The organism is Providencia sp. PROV188, from assembly GCF_027595165.1.
GTDB lineage: Bacteria > Pseudomonadota > Gammaproteobacteria > Enterobacterales > Enterobacteriaceae > Providencia > Providencia lanzhouensis.
Genome location: NZ_CP097291.1, coordinates 3743704 through 3760030 on the forward strand (window position 1 = coordinate 3743704; position 16327 = coordinate 3760030).

13 protein-coding genes are annotated in these 16327 nt (G+C 42.0%); 6 read left to right on the forward strand and 7 right to left on the reverse strand.

Annotation, left to right across the window (positions count from 1 at the left end; translation table 11 throughout):
- Positions 1 to 83 precede the first annotated feature (83 nt).
- Both M5X66_RS17305 and fabR read right to left on the reverse strand, forming a co-directional pair.
- The gene (locus tag M5X66_RS17305) at positions 84 to 473 is read right to left on the reverse strand and encodes a YijD family membrane protein (RefSeq protein ID WP_270103750.1); all 390 of its coding nucleotides are present in this window, start codon (positions 471 to 473) and stop codon (positions 84 to 86) included.
- A gap of 10 nt (positions 474 to 483) precedes the next feature.
- Positions 484 to 1143 (reverse strand): HTH-type transcriptional repressor FabR, encoded by a 660-nt coding sequence (gene fabR, locus M5X66_RS17310; RefSeq protein ID WP_036950902.1) that lies wholly within the window; start codon positions 1141 to 1143, stop codon positions 484 to 486.
- A gap of 337 nt (positions 1144 to 1480) precedes the next feature.
- Here fabR and sthA point away from each other — a divergent pair, with 337 nt between their 5' ends.
- Positions 1481 to 2881 carry a Si-specific NAD(P)(+) transhydrogenase gene (sthA, locus tag M5X66_RS17315; RefSeq protein WP_036950900.1) on the forward strand — a complete coding sequence of 467 codons (1401 nt, stop codon included), beginning with the start codon at positions 1481 to 1483 and terminating at the stop codon, positions 2879 to 2881.
- Between the two features lie 87 nt (positions 2882 to 2968).
- On the opposite strand, the gene oxyR is transcribed toward sthA, so the two are convergent.
- The gene (oxyR, locus tag M5X66_RS17320) at positions 2969 to 3874 is read right to left on the reverse strand and encodes a DNA-binding transcriptional regulator OxyR (protein WP_036950898.1); all 906 of its coding nucleotides are present in this window, start codon (positions 3872 to 3874) and stop codon (positions 2969 to 2971) included.
- Positions 3875 to 5269: 1395 nt separating this feature from the next.
- Here oxyR and M5X66_RS17325 point away from each other — a divergent pair.
- Positions 5270 to 5623: a hypothetical protein gene (locus M5X66_RS17325; protein ID WP_108479187.1), complete on the forward strand. Its 354-nt coding sequence runs from the start codon at positions 5270 to 5272 to the stop codon at positions 5621 to 5623.
- Between the two features lie 64 nt (positions 5624 to 5687).
- Here M5X66_RS17325 and argH read toward each other — a convergent pair whose 3' ends face one another.
- From argH to argC, 4 genes are all read right to left on the reverse strand, one after another.
- Positions 5688 to 7064, reverse strand: coding sequence for an argininosuccinate lyase (argH, locus tag M5X66_RS17330; protein WP_036950894.1), 1377 nt, complete (start codon positions 7062 to 7064; stop codon positions 5688 to 5690).
- Positions 7065 to 7141: 77 nt separating this feature from the next.
- Entirely contained in the window at positions 7142 to 8362 is a 1221-nt protein-coding gene (locus tag M5X66_RS17335) for an argininosuccinate synthase (RefSeq protein ID WP_036950892.1), read from the reverse strand.
- A gap of 67 nt (positions 8363 to 8429) precedes the next feature.
- The gene (argB, locus tag M5X66_RS17340) at positions 8430 to 9206 is read right to left on the reverse strand and encodes an acetylglutamate kinase (RefSeq protein ID WP_036950890.1); all 777 of its coding nucleotides are present in this window, start codon (positions 9204 to 9206) and stop codon (positions 8430 to 8432) included.
- Between the two features lie 34 nt (positions 9207 to 9240).
- Complete coding sequence (gene argC, locus M5X66_RS17345; RefSeq protein ID WP_108479185.1) at positions 9241 to 10245, reverse strand: N-acetyl-gamma-glutamyl-phosphate reductase; 1005 nt, start codon at positions 10243 to 10245, stop codon at positions 9241 to 9243.
- Positions 10246 to 10347: 102 nt separating this feature from the next.
- Here argC and argE point away from each other — a divergent pair, with 102 nt between their 5' ends.
- From argE to gadC, 4 genes are all read left to right on the forward strand, one after another.
- Entirely contained in the window at positions 10348 to 11502 is a 1155-nt protein-coding gene (argE, locus tag M5X66_RS17350; RefSeq protein WP_036950886.1) for an acetylornithine deacetylase, read from the forward strand.
- Between the two features lie 231 nt (positions 11503 to 11733).
- Positions 11734 to 12621, forward strand: a complete 888-nt coding sequence (gene metF / locus M5X66_RS17355) for a methylenetetrahydrofolate reductase (protein ID WP_036950884.1) — start codon at positions 11734 to 11736, stop codon at positions 12619 to 12621.
- A gap of 665 nt (positions 12622 to 13286) precedes the next feature.
- On the forward strand, positions 13287 to 14687 hold the full coding sequence (locus tag M5X66_RS17360; RefSeq protein ID WP_036950882.1) for a glutamate decarboxylase: 1401 nt from the start codon (positions 13287 to 13289) through the stop codon (positions 14685 to 14687).
- Positions 14688 to 14764: 77 nt separating this feature from the next.
- Complete coding sequence (gene gadC, locus M5X66_RS17365) at positions 14765 to 16303, forward strand: glutamate:gamma-aminobutyrate antiporter (protein ID WP_036950880.1); 1539 nt, start codon at positions 14765 to 14767, stop codon at positions 16301 to 16303.
- Positions 16304 to 16327: the final 24 nt, after the last annotated feature.

The window sequence follows — 16327 nt, forward strand, 5'->3', positions numbered from 1 at the left end:
CTCTATAAATTATTCCCTATAAATTATCCATAAAAAACGCCGCACTATTATGTTGCGGCGTTTCTTTTTATTCAAAACTGATATTAATGTTCAGTTTCGCTTTCGAGAGCTTGTTCGTGTAGCACTTTTTTACGTGCTTTCCAACTGGTGTACATCCACAATGCAATAATGACGATCACCGTGGCCGGGATAAAGTTAGAACCGACATCAGGATGTTGGACGCGTAAAATCGCTGCGTAGCCAAACATGCCTAAGAAAAAGCTGCCAGCGACAAATTTTGGTAATCCCATTGGCATGGCTTGATTTAAATAACGCTGGTGTAAGCAGTAAACAGCTAAAATTAATGTGACGATTGGGAAGATAGAAAATTCCACAAGGGAATTAAACAGGGTAGAGAACGTTCCGTGAGTCGATAAGCCAATTACTAAAGATAGCAGTAATGTGCTCCTCTCATAATTCTTGTGTTCCGTCATTGTCTCTCCTTTACTCTTTGGTTAAGTCAGGGTCTGTATCATTTTGTTTTTCTTGCTCGCGGCGGTACCAGTAATAAGCGCCTTTGGCTATCATACGTAGTTGCAACACTAACCGCTCTTCGAGGCGTCGACGTTTTTCTTCATCAATATCAAGCGCTTCAGCACCCGCACTAAACACGATAGTGACCATGGCTTCGGCTTGCATTTCAGTGAAATAACGCGGCGTACGATTTTCTAATTCAAGATAATCCGCTAATTCTGCAATAAAATGTTGGATTTCTCGTGCGACCGCAGCACGAAATTCAGCAGAAGTTCCTGAGCGCTCACGCAATAGTAACCTAAACGCGTTAGGGTTATTACCAATAAACTCCATAAAAGTGGAGACTGATGTGCGGATCACACTCCCGCCTTTTGCAATACGTTGGCGCGCTTGTCTCATCAGTTGGCGTAGCATCAAACCGCTTTCATCAACCATGGTTAACCCAAGCTCATCAACATCTTTGAAGTGACGGTAAAACGAAGTTGGTGCGATGCCCGCTTCACGAGCTACTTCCCGTAAGCTGAGGCTAGTAAAACTACGTTCTGCACTTAATTGGCTAAATGCCGCTTCCACGAGTGAACGACGAGTTTTTTCTTTTTGTTTTGCTCTAACGCCAATAGTGTTGCTCACGATTTTCCTAGTTTTCTACAATTAAAACGCCGCGAATAGATCAAAATATCACTTTTGAATACGCCCATCCGTTAAGCATACCTGAAAATTATTAATCTAGTTTAATGAAAAGATGACTCTCCCATCAATTTCGCCATTTTCAGAATTTCACCCAGCTTCATTTTTTTCTAGGCTGTGTCTTTTATCGACTTTTTTCCTATAAACTTTTTATATACTTTGCACCTCTTTATTTTTATCTACTTCCTATACTTATTTGTCTTTAGGATTTCGAATTGAGACAAGATGGCAAACGAATGTTACTATCACAACGTCCCTAGAATTAAAACAGGCTTACCTCATGCAACAACATACCCATTTTGATGCAATTGTCATTGGTTCCGGTCCTGGTGGTGAAGGTGCCGCTATGGGGCTGGTTAAACAAGGAAAAAACGTTGCTGTTATAGAACGTTATAACAGTGTCGGCGGCGGCTGTACCCACTGGGGTACGATTCCCTCTAAAGCCCTTCGTCATGCTGTTAGTCGCATTATCGAATTTAATCAAAACCCTCTATATAGTGATAATTCCCGCAGTTTACGCTCCTCTTTTTCTGAAATTCTTACTCATGCCGAAACCGTGATAAGTCAGCAAACTCGCATGCGTGAAGGGTTTTATGAACGCAATGGTTGCCAAATGTTTTCTGGTGAAGCAACTTTTGTTGATGATCAGCATGTTAGCGTGCGCTATGCAGATGGAAGTTGTGATGTCCTAAGTGCAGATAAGATTATCATTGCGACTGGATCACGACCTTATTGCCCGCCTGATGTTGATTTTACTCACTCCCGAATTTATAACAGCGATACCATTCTCAGCCTTTCCCACGAACCTCGCCATGTGATTATTTATGGTGCGGGTGTGATTGGTTGTGAGTACGCATCCATATTTCGTGGGTTAGGGGTCAAAGTCGATTTGATCAACACCCGCGATCACTTATTGGCATTCCTTGATCAAGAGATGTCTGATGCGTTGTCTTATCATTTCTGGAACAGTGGCGTGGTTATTCGTCACAACGAAGAATATGAAAAGATTGAAGGTTTAGATGATGGCGTTATTGTTCATCTTAAATCGGGCAAAAAAGTGAAAGCGGATTGCTTGCTGTTCGCGAACGGCCGTACTGGTAATACTGATAATATCGGTCTGGCGAATGTGGGAATCGAAGCGGATGGTCGCGGCTTAGTTAAAGTTGACCATGCTTATCGCACAAGTAATGAGCACATCTATGCTGTTGGTGATGTGATTGGCTATCCAAGCCTAGCTTCTGCGGCTTATGATCAAGGACGTATTGCGGCTCGCGCAATTACCTCTGGTTTAGGTAATGCCCATTTAGTTGAAGATATTCCGACGGGTATTTATACCATTCCAGAAATTAGTTCTGTGGGTAAAACAGAACAAGAATTGACGGCAATGAAAGTCCCTTATGAAGTCGGTCGTGCTCAGTTTAAACATTTAGCACGAGCACAGATTGCGGGCATGAATGTGGGTAGTTTGAAAATTCTCTTCCATAGAGAAACACTTCAAATTTTAGGTATTCACTGTTTCGGTGAGAGAGCGGCTGAGATTATTCATATCGGCCAAGCGATTATGGAACAAAAAGGTGAAGGGAATACCATCGAATACTTCATTAATACTACATTTAACTATCCAACCATGGCAGAAGCGTTCCGAGTTGCTGCATTGAATGGTCTAAATCGACTGTTTTAGTCAATCTCTACGCTTTACACTGAATGATTGGCTTTAGAATAAGTGATTGCAGGTTCATCCCCGCAATCACTTTTTTGCTTTTATAGCTTACTTTTTATTTCTGTAGTACTTATCCATCGAGCTGTAAATTGTTTCAGCAAGCTGCTCATAGCGTCCACGCAATGGAGAGCCCGGACGGTAAACTAATACAATTCGGCGTTTTGGCTCAGGTTCGATACAGTTCAAGTAACAAACGCCATCCCGACAAGCCTCATGAGGTACAGCCAAATCAGGCAGCAATGTAATTCCGCTACCCGCTGCTACCATGTTTCTCAGCGTTTCTAAGCTCGTTGCTCTAAAATGAGTATCTTCTTTTGCCCCGGCTTGGAAACAGAATCCCATCGCTTGATCACGTAAACAGTGGCCATCTTCCAACATCAATAACTTCTCACCCGCTAATTCCCCCATTTCAACCGTGTCACGGTCATGCCATGGGTGATTCTCATAAATCGCGAGTTTCATTGGCTCTTCAAATAATGGCACCACAATAAATGGCTCGGTTTCTTTGACTTCTGCCAGGATGGCGCAATCCAACTTACCACTATCTAACTGAGCTAATAATTGCTGAGTCTGTGCTTCGTGCAAGTAAATTTCTAGTTTAGGGTGCACACGATGTAATTCAGGAATAATGTGCGGAAGTAAGTAAGGTGCAACCGTTGGGATCAGCCCTATATGTAAAGGCCCCGACATACTTTCACCTTGTAAAGCTGCCATTTCTTGTAGAACTTTTATCTCTCTTAAGATCGTTCTTGCCTGCTCAACGAGCAATAAACCTTGTTGAGTAAAAAGCACTTTTCGGCTGGTTCTTTCTAATAGCATCACGCCGAGCTCTTCTTCAAGCTTACGAATTTGACCGCTCAGCGTAGGCTGACTTACATGGCAAGAATCCGCAGCACGTCTAAAGTGCTTGTGCTCAGCAAGTGCAACTAGGTACTCCAGATCACGAATATTCATCCGCCTTTTTCCTCTCGTTATGCCTGACTATATAGATAATACCAATCATTATAAAGAATAGATAATATTTCATCTATCAATAAAATTAAAAAACACCCTTGCCTTTTTAGGATTTATCTCATGTGAAAATGAAACAAATTGTAAGAATAAGAAAGTAAATATATTTCTATAATTTAATTGAGAAAAATAGTACCGAACAGAAGTATCAAACAATATTACTCTTATTTGGAGTAATATTATCCAAATTAAATCACTAAATATTACTATTTTAAAATAAATAATTACTTAACCTAAATTTAACAATGACATAAAAATAGTACAATAATGCAAATTGATACAGAAAATAGCACTTCGTTCCAATAAATTGAACGGTCATTAATATCCATAAAGGTAAATTACACTATTGCTCTTAGATATGATAACAATCGTTATTAACTTATTGTTTTTCCAGTAATATTTAATAATATTTCGAACGTTGAATTTCGAATCATTTAGACAAATAATTACTGTAATCAAACGCAAAATAAATAACGCCAACGTAAAAATTGGCAGCTTAACTCGTAGTCAGACACCTTTTAGACATTTAGATAAGTTAATTAAGGTAAGAAGAAAAAACGTGATAAGCATTGTGAGCATTGGATTCCGCTACAAAAGACATTAAGTCACTTTAAAACTAAGGAATGTTCAATACAGATGATATCAAATGTAAAACGCATATTGTTTATCATGAAAGTACGGAATATTGATACTTAGCCATCTAGATAATTTCTCTTATATTTCTATATAGAATGATTATCAAAAACCCTCTAAAAAATGACAATAACGAATGGCTCAAAACACACTAATGGAACTTAATACCCAAAAATAAGGTAATAACAATTATAAAGAACATAGCTTTATTGAGTATTACCCCATAGTAATGAAACATTTTGTTATATTCTCTTTCATATCTAATTAAAGTTTGTAAATACATATAAAAGAATATATTAAAGTGATCTGCATAGATTTTGATATATATTATCAATCACTCAATGAATGAGTGCATGCAAATCTCATAAATTGATTTTTTTATTCGAAAATATCGAATAAGAAGGTTTTTTACACCATAATTATAAACTAAATGGTGATTAGATAGTTTTTTATGGGTGAGCACTTTTACTTATACTATATTTAACTTATCCCATATTGTTTAATTTAATTTTAAAATTTCCATACATTTGATTTTCAATATTTACACCTTAATCGAGTTATTTGAATTATTATATGCTCCATCAAATAGCACGAGGTAATTGAAAAAATAAAAGTAGCCAATATATACCTTACGCAATACCGAATTTATTAAATTAATACACTTAAACAAATTGATTAAACACAAATCAGTTAGGGGATCCTATTATGAAAAATTTAACATCAATCGCTAAAAAAACCTTCTCTCGCGCAGTCATGACATTATTACTCGTTCCGGCTTTTAGCGCAGTTAATGCCTATGCAGAAAACAGCGAACATAACGGTACCATCCAATTTACAGGCTCAATTGTCTATGCCTCTTGCTTGAATGAAGTAAATAATAATAATGTCACTTTAAATTGTTTAAACGACAATGACGATATGGTTGCCAATAGCATTGACCTGAAAAAATTAGTAAAAACTCAAGGTTGGAAAGTCTTGAATGGCGGCCGAAGTGTCTATTCTTATGATTGGCTGAATGAAGACAAACAGATGGGTATGTTAACAATTAAATATAGTTAAGATTAAACGTTATGGAAATTGGGGTAGCCATGCTACCCCCCATTTTTTACTACATTTTCTTTATTTACATCTTCAAGCGAGTTTTCGCATCTACAATGGCTTTTGCTACCTGCTTTTGAGATACCCCACCTTTTGCTAATCGCTTATCAAGACAAGACTGCAGAGATAAAATCTCATACACATCCAGTTGGATAGTTGCACTGAATTTTTGCAAATCACTTAATGCCATTTCTTCTAATGCTTTCCCCTGCGCTATCGCAGCCACAACAGCTTCACCCACAATATGGTGAGCTTCACGGAATGGAACGCCTTTTGCGACTAAATAATCAGCCAGCTCGGTCGCATTTGCATAGCCTTGTTTTGCTGCATCTTCACAACGAGGACGACGAATTTGAATACCATCCAGAACAAGTACCGCCATATGCATACAATCTAACCACGTATCGAGAGCATCGAATAACCCTTCTTTGTCTTCTTGCATATCTTTGTTGTAGGCAAGCGGTAATCCTTTCAGTGTCATCATCATGCCGGTTAATGCCCCTTGAACACGGCCACATTTACCACGAATTAGCTCCAATGCATCAGGATTTTTCTTTTGCGGCATCAGCGACGAACCTGAAGTCACTTTATCAGATAACTCTACAAACCCGGCTTCGCCACTATTGAAGAAAATCAAATCTTCAGCAAAACGTGATAAATGTACCATACCGATACTTGCGTCGGATAACAGCTCTAACACATGGTCTCTATCAGAAACTGTATCTAAACTGTTACGCGTTGCGGAGGAAAAACCTAGCCATGATGCCAATTGCTCGCGGTCAATATCATAGGCTGTACCCGCCAGCGCCCCGCACCCTAATGGGCTGACATCTAAACGTTTTAAAGTATCTTGCAAACGACTTTCATCACGAGACAACATTTCGCAATACGCTAAACACCAATGAGCGAATGTCACTGGCTGGGCACGTTGTAAGTGGGTATAGCCTGGCATCACGGCATCTTGGTTATGTTCAGCAGTGATGACCAGCGCTTTTTGTAACTCAGTCACAGCTTCTAATAACAGCGCCACTTGGCCTTTACACCACAGTTTTAAATCTGTCGCAACTTGGTCATTACGGCTACGACCTGTGTGCAGTTTTTTCCCTAAATCACCGACCTTATCAATCAGTTTACCTTCGACCCAGCTATGGATATCTTCGGCGTCGCTTTGCAAGATAATCTCAGGCTCGGCTTGCACTTCAGCCAATAGCGCATTGAGTGCTTGCTCGAGAGATTTTTGCTCGCTATCAGACAGCACGCCAACTGTGACCAACGCTTTTGACCATGCCACAGAGCCAATAATATCCTGCTCAGCTAAGCGATAATCAAAACGCAGTGAATCATTGAATTGTTTAAACCGTTGATCTGCCTGCTGACTAAAACGTCCACCCCAAAGTGCCATAACGAGTCCCTACCTGATTGATAAAATAAGTGTCTGCCCGACAGCCCTATCTGGCTGTCGGGGTCATTCTGATAAAACTATTTTGCTTTGTTCTGTTCTTTCAGCGCACGAATACGTGAAGAGAGTGAATAGAGACGGATAAACCCACCAGCATGGCTGTGATCGTAAACTTCATCTTCACCAAATGTTGCAAACTCTTCAGAGTACAGGCTCTTATCCGCTTTTTTCTGGATAGCAGTCACTTGCCCTTTATACAGTTTCAGAACCACTTCACCCGTCACATCCTGAGCCAGGGATTCTGCCGCTGCTTGCAGAGAATGACGCAGTGGCGCAAACCAGCGACCGTCATACACCACATAAGACATTTCTAGACCTAACTGCTCACGCCATTTGTAGCTATCGCGGTCTAATACTAATTGCTCAACACCACGCAGCGCAGCCATCATAATGGTGCCCCCTGGGGTTTCATAGCAACCACGGGATTTCATACCCACTAAACGGTTTTCTACGATATCGATACGACCCACGCCATGTTTTGCACCCAGCGTATTTAATGTTTCTAAACACCCCAATGGAGACAGGGCTTTACCGTTCACAGAAACCACTTCACCGTGTTTCACACCCACAGTCACCAGCTCAGCTTCATCCGGTGCGTCTTTCGGATCAACCGTCCATACCCAGCAATCTTGGTTGGCTGCATTCCATGTGCTTTCTAATACGCCGCCTTCGGTAGAAATGTGCCATGCGTTTTCATCACGGCTGTAGATTTTCTCTAAGCTAGCGGTAGTTGGAATATTACGTTCTTTCAGGTAATCCAGCAGAGCTTCGCGGGAACGTAAGTCCCACTCACGCCATGGCGCAACCACTTTCAGTTGTGGTGCTAAAGCGGTGTAAGTGCTTTCGAAACGCACTTGGTCATTACCTTTACCGGTTGCGCCGTGCGCGACTGCGTCTGCGCCAACTTTCAATGCGATTTCAACTTGCGCTTTAGCGATAATTGGACGCGCCATTGACGTACCCAGTAAATAGCTACCTTCATACAATGCACCCGTTTTCAGTACTGGGTAGATATATTCCTTGATAAACTCTTCACGCAGATCAACCACATAGCATTCAGAAGCACCTGATTGCAGGGCTTTTTTCTCAACACCGACTAAGTCTTCTCTGTCTTGACCCACATCAGCAACGAATGCCACGACCTCACAGTCATCGTAGTTCTCTTTTAACCATGGAATGATAGCCGACGTGTCTAATCCACCGGAGTATGCTAATACAATCTTCTTAATGCCCTTTTTCATAAATTACCTGTCCCAATTCTTTTAAAATAAATGTTTGATTTGTCTGTTTGCTTGCTCAGTTCTTCATTCAAGAAGCAAGAATTCGTGTGCCAATCGCGGTGCCATTAAATAATGATGGCAATTGCTCCGCATGGCGCCAGCTTGCAATATCCACCGGACGTTGCAATGTGGAAGCCGCTTCTAAAGCCGCATTCACTTTGACTATCATTCCATCAGTGATGATGCCTTGATCGATAAGTTTCTGGGCTTTGGCGGTGGTCATTTCATCAATCTTTTGACCTTTACCATCTAAAATACCGCTCACATCAGAAAGCAGGACTAAATCTGCATTCAGTGCTTGGGCAATCGCTGTCGCGGCTTGGTCTGCATTGACGTTCATAAGTTGCCCCTCTTCGGTGATCCCGATAGAGCTAATGATGGGTAAATATCCCGCAGACAGTAATAATTTCAGTAACTTCGCATCACCCGCTTTCGCGCTACCCACATGGCCTAACTCATCATTAATTTGCGTAACCACTGCGCTGTGTCCATCCCCAAGGGATAAACCCACCGCTTGCAATTGATGTTTAATCGCCCATGCCAACAAAGTTTTATTCGCCGTTCCGGCTAACGCACCAGTAATAATGTCGATTTGGTCTGCTGGCGTAACGCGCAATCCTTGCTTTTTCACAACGGGTAATTGCAGTTTTTGCATTAATTCATCAACTAGACATCCACCACCGTGAACAATTACCAGCTCACGTTGATGAGCCTGACGGTAGGTTTGGATCGCCGTAAATAATCTTTCTAGGGCTTCTTCGCTATCGAGTAACACACCACCCAATTTAATGACTAAAGGTTGCATGGAGATTTATCCTTAATAAATTGCCATAAGAGCATTAAAGTAATGACTGCGTTTCGTTGAAACCAAACCGAATATTCATGCACTGAACAGCTTGCGCTGCGGCACCTTTTAATAGGTTATCTTCTGTACCCACTAAAATCAGGTGCTCACCTTTCAATACAAAGCCGATATCACAAAATGGCGTGCCAACCACCGATTTCAGTGCAGGAACCCCTTTGTCATATAAACGAACTAACGGTTTGTTGTGATACGCATCTTTAAATGTTTGGCTAATTTGCTCCGCTGTAACGCCGGCTTTCACTTTGCAAGTGATGGTCGCCAGTATGCCCCGTGCAAAATTGCCTAAATGTGGCGTGAAAATCACATCTCTACCTAGATGCGTCGCGATTTCAGGTTGATGACGGTGAGTGAAAATACCGTAAGGCTGTAAGCTCACTTCGCAAAAGCTGTTCGTCATGGAAGCTTTGCGTCCTGCCCCTGAAACGCCACTGGTCGCATTAATGACTGGCCACATGTTTTCATCGAGCAAATCCGCTTCAATCAGTGGCTTTAATGAAAGTTGAGAAACCGTTGGATAACACCCCGGTACCGCAATCAGCTGAGCTTGACGGATTTTATCTGCCTGCCATTCCGCTAAACCGTAAACTGCTTGCATTAACCACTGGGTATTTGTATGTTCGAAACCGTAGTATTGCGGATAAAACGCCGCATCTTGAACACGATAAGCACCCGAAAGGTCAAACACCACGCAACCCGCTTCAAGAAACTGGGGCGCGATGTCATGGCTCACTTCATGGGCGGTCGCGAGGAAAACAACATCGACCCCTTTTGCAGCCTCAGCCACATCAGTAAGCGGCTGAACCGGAAGGTCGATAATGCCTTTATACTGGGGATGTAAATCAGAAAAGCATTTACCTGCATCCGCACTTTGTGCGGAAACCATCAGCCCAGAAAGATGAATATCGGGGTGACGTTGTAAGTATGCGGCTAATTCTGCTCCAGTATAACCACTGGCCCCGACAATGAGTGTGTTCAACATGTGTTTTCTACCTTGTACTCGTGACCCAAACAGTTTAATGTGTATTTTTATTCAAATAAAGTGCATGAATATTGATACTATTATGGATAAAGGCTGTCAACAGTGAATATTAAATTACCTGCATTTATTGAGATTTATCGTCAATTAATCGCCACTCCGTCGATTAGTGCGACTGATTCGCAACTCGATCAGAGTAACCGAGCGCTGGTGGAGCTATTAGGTGGATGGTTAGAAACCTTAGGCTTTACTGTGAATATTCAACCGGTCCCTGATACCCGAGATAAATATAACCTGTTAGCCTCGATTGGCGAGGGTAACGGAGGGTTGATGCTATGTGGTCACACGGATACCGTCCCATTTGATGACGGTCGCTGGACTAAAGATCCGTTCAAGCTCACCGAACATAATGGCAAACTGTATGGGCTAGGCACCGCAGATATGAAAGGCTTTTTTGCCTTTATTATTGATGCACTGCGAGATGTTGACCTCAGTACCTTAAAACGTCCTTTGCATATTCTCGCCACGGCAGATGAAGAAACCTCGATGGCTGGCGCTCGCTTCTTTGCCGCCAGCACGCAATTACGCCCTGATTTCGCCATCATCGGTGAACCGACATCATTACAGCCTATTCGCGCGCATAAAGGGCATCTTTCCAATGCCATTCGCATTACAGGTCAATCTGGGCATTCCAGTGATCCAGATAGAGGCGTTAATGCCATTGAATTAATGCATGAATCTATCTCTCACTTAATGACCTTAAGAAATACATTGAAAGAGCGCTATAACAACCCTGCGTTTGTGATCCCTTATCCAACCATGAACTTCGGTCATATTCATGGTGGTGATGCAGCAAACCGAATTTGTGGTTGCTGTGAATTACATATGGATATTCGCCCACTACCAGGTTTAACGTTGCAAGATCTGGACGAGCTACTCAATGAAACTCTCGAACCCGTTCGTGCAAAATGGCCGGGTCGCTTAGCCATTGAAGAGATGCACCCACCGATCCCCGGCTACGAATGCCCCACAGATCATAAAATGGTGGCAGTCATTGAGCAGTTATTAGGTAAAAAAGCGGAAACCGTGAACTACTGTACGGAGGCGCCATTTATCCAAGAACTCTGCCCAACACTGGTGCTGGGTCCCGGCTCTATTGAACAAGCCCACCAGCCTGATGAGTTCATCGATATGAGCTTTATTGAACCAACCCGCCAACTCATCAGCCAAATGGTCGAGCACTTCTGTTTTACTGAATAATGTTGTACTGCATGCGGAGTCACTTGGCTCCGCATTTCCCCATCATGAATTTTTCTCTTGTTGCGCCTGAAAAAACATCAATTCCAAATTTGATTTAGGAGTTGACTCTCACTCAATATCGCGTAATCTCTATTTAGACGTCTAAACGTATAGAAGTACAAAAGAGTGCATATAATCGAATAACGAAAATAATCATTAAATAATGAGTTTCTTGAGGCGAGGTCACAGGGTATGAGTTTCTTTCACGCAAATCAGCGCGAGGCGTTGAACCAAAATTTAGCTGAATTAGATGGGCAGATTAATGTCTCATTTGAATTTTTCCCACCTCGCTCAGCAGAAATGGAACAAACATTGTGGAAGTCTATCGATAGGCTCAAGGTCTTAAAACCAAATTTTGTCTCTGTCACCTACGGTGCTAACTCCGGTGAGCGAGATAGAACCCATAGCATCATTAAAGATATCAAAGATAAAACAGGATTAGTGGCAGCACCGCACTTAACCTGCATCGATGCCAGCCCTGATGAACTAAAAACCATCGCGCGCGATTACTGGAATAACGGTATTCGCCATATTGTGGCATTACGGGGAGACCTCCCTGATAACAGCCGCAAGCCCGACATGTATGCTGAGCACTTGGTTGAATTACTGAAAACTGAAGCCGACTTTGACATTTCCGTCGCCGCTTACCCCGAAGTGCACCCTGAAGCTAAAAGTGCTCAGGCAGACTTAATCAATTTGAAGAAAAAGATTGAAGCCGGAGCCAACCGTGCCATTACTCAATTTTTCTTCGATGTTGAAAGCTACCTACGTTTTCGTGACCGATGCGTAGCAACAGGCATTGATGTGGAAATCGTACCGGGAATTTTGCCAGTCTCTAACTTTCGCCAGCTAGAACGTTTTGCCAAAATCACCAATGTGCGCATCCCAAGTTGGATGAATAGAATGTACGAAGGCTTAGATGATGACCCTGAAAGTCGTAATCTTGTTGGTGCGTCAATTGCCATGGACATGGTGAAAATTTTAAGTCGTGAAGGCGTAAAAGATTTCCATTTTTACACCTTAAACCGCTCTGAATTGACTTACGCCATTTGCCACACATTAGGCGTTAGACCAAAATAATTGGGTGTTAGGTTGAAGTAACCACTTCATTCCTATCACTTATCGGGTTAATTCATTTATCGTGAATTAACCCAGTTATATTCCCCTCCCTCTATTCTATTTATCGCCATTCTCTATAATTCCATTTTCCATAGTTAATGCAGGCTAAAACCAATCATTATTAGACTAGATATTAAAGTTATGGAATAAATAATCCCTTAAATATGCCCAAATAGAATTAAAATGCAGAAAATATTTAATTAAAAACCCGAAATTAGATCAATCCAAAACAAATAGTCGTTTAGTGATGCGCTGATTAATATCATTAAAAATCACATAAAACGCTATTTTATCCTTATTCACCATTATTTACCTGATAATGAAAATATTATTTTTCAATAGCTTACAAAACCAAAGAAACCACATATCCCATTGATGCAACTCATTTTTTCACATTGAATGACGTAGTGAAAACGCAGATTAACAATGTTGATAAATTGTTATACCTGATTAACTTCGAATTTAAATCATATTTACCATAAAAACAAATAATCAAAACAACCGCTATTAAAATAAGACTTTCGTTTAAAGAACTTTATTCTAATTTATTTTTATGCTTATATGAAAATATAAGATTATTGATCATTCCTAGTAATAACATCTCAATTATTGAGGAGATTCGTTGTATGAATAATAAATCAGTATCTTCAAAATATAGTGAATTAGATGATATTTATGCTTCATTTGATTTATCCCAATCCTTACCAAAAACGAAATTCCCAATCAAAGAAAGCGACCCGAGAAATGTATTTAGCGCAGTACGTGATGAGCTAATGCTAGATGGTAATTCCCGACAAAACTTAGCGACATTTTGCCAAACATGGGTCGATGACGAAATTCGCAGTTTGATGGATCTCTCTATCGACAAAAACATGATTGATAAAGACGAATATCCGCAAACCGCTGAAATTGAAAACCGCTGCGTGCATATGCTCGCTGACTTATGGAACTCTCCTGACGCACTCAATACATTAGGCTGCTCAACAATTGGCTCTTCAGAAGCCGCAATGTTAGGGGGGCTGGCGTTAAAATGGCAATGGCGTAAAAAACAAGCTGCCAAAGGAAAACCCACCGATAAACCTAACTTAATCTGTGGTCCTGTCCAAATTTGTTGGCATAAATTTGCCCGTTATTTTGATGTTGAACTGCGTGAAATTCCACTTGAAGGCGACCGCCTGATCATGAGCCCTGAAGAAGTTCTCAAACGCGTTGATGAAAATACTATCGGTGTCGTTCCGACTTTAGGTGTGACGTTCACTTGCCAATATGAGCCAGTGAAAGCAGTTCATGATGCATTAGATAAACTGCAAAAAGAAACTGGCTTAGACATTCCTATTCATGTGGATGGTGCAAGTGGTGGTTTCCTCGCGCCTTTCTGCGCGCCTACCCTGGAATGGGATTTCCGTTTACCTCGTGTTAAATCCATCAACGCATCTGGACACAAATTTGGTTTAGCGCCATTAGGTGCCGGTTGGGTAATTTGGCGTGAAGCGAAAGACCTCCCAGAAGAGCTAATTTTCAATGTGAACTACCTTGGCGGTAACATGCCAACCTTCGCATTAAACTTCTCTCGTCCAGGTGGACAAATCATTGCACAGTATTACAACTTCCTGCGTCTTGGTCGCGAAGGCTACGCTAAAATTCATAATGCTTGCTATGCCACCGCGCAATACCTTGCCCGTGAAATTGAAAAACTGGGTCCATTTGAGATGATCTTTGATGGCGATAGTGCCAAAGGTATCCCAGCGCTGGCATGGAAATTAAAAGACGGAGCGAAAACTAGTAACTACTCTTTATATGATATTGCAGACAAACTACGTAGTCGCGGCTGGCAAGTTCCCGCTTACTCAATGCCTGCAAACCGTGAAGACCTGGTGATCCAACGTATTTTAGTCCGTCATGGTGTCAGCCTAGACCTCGCCTCACTGCTCATCGAAGATTTCAAACGCACCCTCGAATATTTCGAGAAACACCCTGTCAGTACACCACTTTCTGAAGAAGAAAGCGGCGGTTTCAATCACAGCTAATCCTTAGTCGTTTATCCAGTCGGCGTATTCATTTATGCGCCGACTGACTTCGTAAAACATATGACAGGAGAATAGGCATGGCGACGTCAACAACAGCTCCAGCCGCAAAACAACTCACCTTGTTAGGTTTTTTTGCGATCACCGCGTCTATGGTGATGGCGGTCTATGAATATCCGACATTCGCCACATCGGGTTTCAGTTTAGTCTTCTTTTTACTCTTAGGGGGATTGCTATGGTTCATCCCCGTAGCCTTATGTGCTGCCGAAATGGCCACCGTTGAAGGTTGGGAAGAAGGAGGGATTTTCGCGTGGGTTTCCAACACATTGGGAGAGCGTTGGGGATTTGCGGCGATTTCATTTGGTTATCTACAAATTGCGATAGGTTTTATTCCGATGCTGTACTTTGTACTCGGCGCCCTATCCTACATATTAAATTGGCCAGAACTCAATACTGATCCCATCACCAAAACCATCGGCGCTCTGGTGATTTTATGGGTTCTCGCCTTTACCCAATTTGGTGGAACAAAATATACAGCAAGTATCGCAAAAGTCGGTTTCTTTGCTGGGATTTTATTACCGGCTCTCATTCTCGTTGGGCTAGCGATTAGCTACTTGGCAAGCGGTGCGCCTTTAGCTATCGAGATGAGCACAAAAACCTTTATTCCTGACTTCACTCAAATCGGCACATTAGTGGTCTTTGTCGCCTTTATTCTCAGCTACATGGGTGTTGAAGCCTCTGCAACCCACGTCAACGAAATGAAAAACCCTGGTCGAGATTATCCTGCAGCAATGTTTTTACTGATGATTGCGGCGATTTGCTTAAGCTCTATTGGCGGTTTATCGGTTGCTGCCGTGATCCCTAACAGCGAAATCAACCTATCTGCTGGTGTGGTACAAACCTTTGAGGTTCTCGTTACCCACTTTAATTCCACTTTAGAGTGGGCAGTACGGATTATTGCCGCGTTGCTATTACTCGGCGTATTAGCGGAAATTGCCTCTTGGATTGTGGGACCTTCCCGTGGGATGTATGTCGCTGCACAAAAAGGAATTCTGCCGAAAAGCTTTGCCAAAGTGAATAAAAATGGCGTGCCAGTCACGTTAGTGATTTCCCAATTATTGATCACCACGGTGGCGATTATTGTCCTTACTAACACGGGCGGCGGCGGGAATATGTCCTTCCTGATAGCGCTGGCATTAACCGTTGTTATTTATCTGTGTAGCTACTTTATGCTGTTCCTCGGTTATATGCATTTAGTCTGCAAACAATCTGATAAAAAACGGGCATTCAACGTTCCGGGCGGTAAAAGCTTTAAATTGTTAATCGCGTTTGTTGGGTTAGTGATCTCAATTCTGGCATTTGTGGTGTCATTCTTCCCACCAAGTTCATTGCCGGGCGGGGCAGATGATACGACTTACGTGACGCTGCTCGCGGTCAGTTTTGTAATTATCTTCCTGCTGCCTTTTGTGATTTATGCATTCCACAATAAAGTAGGAAAATCCACCAACGTCTCCATGGTGCATATCAAAACTCACAATGCCCCAACGAACCATTTCTTTATTCATCCACGGGCGCGTTCGCCTTATCATTTGATCCATAATGATCAGAACAAAAAATAACGTTCGACCATAAACGAAAAAGGC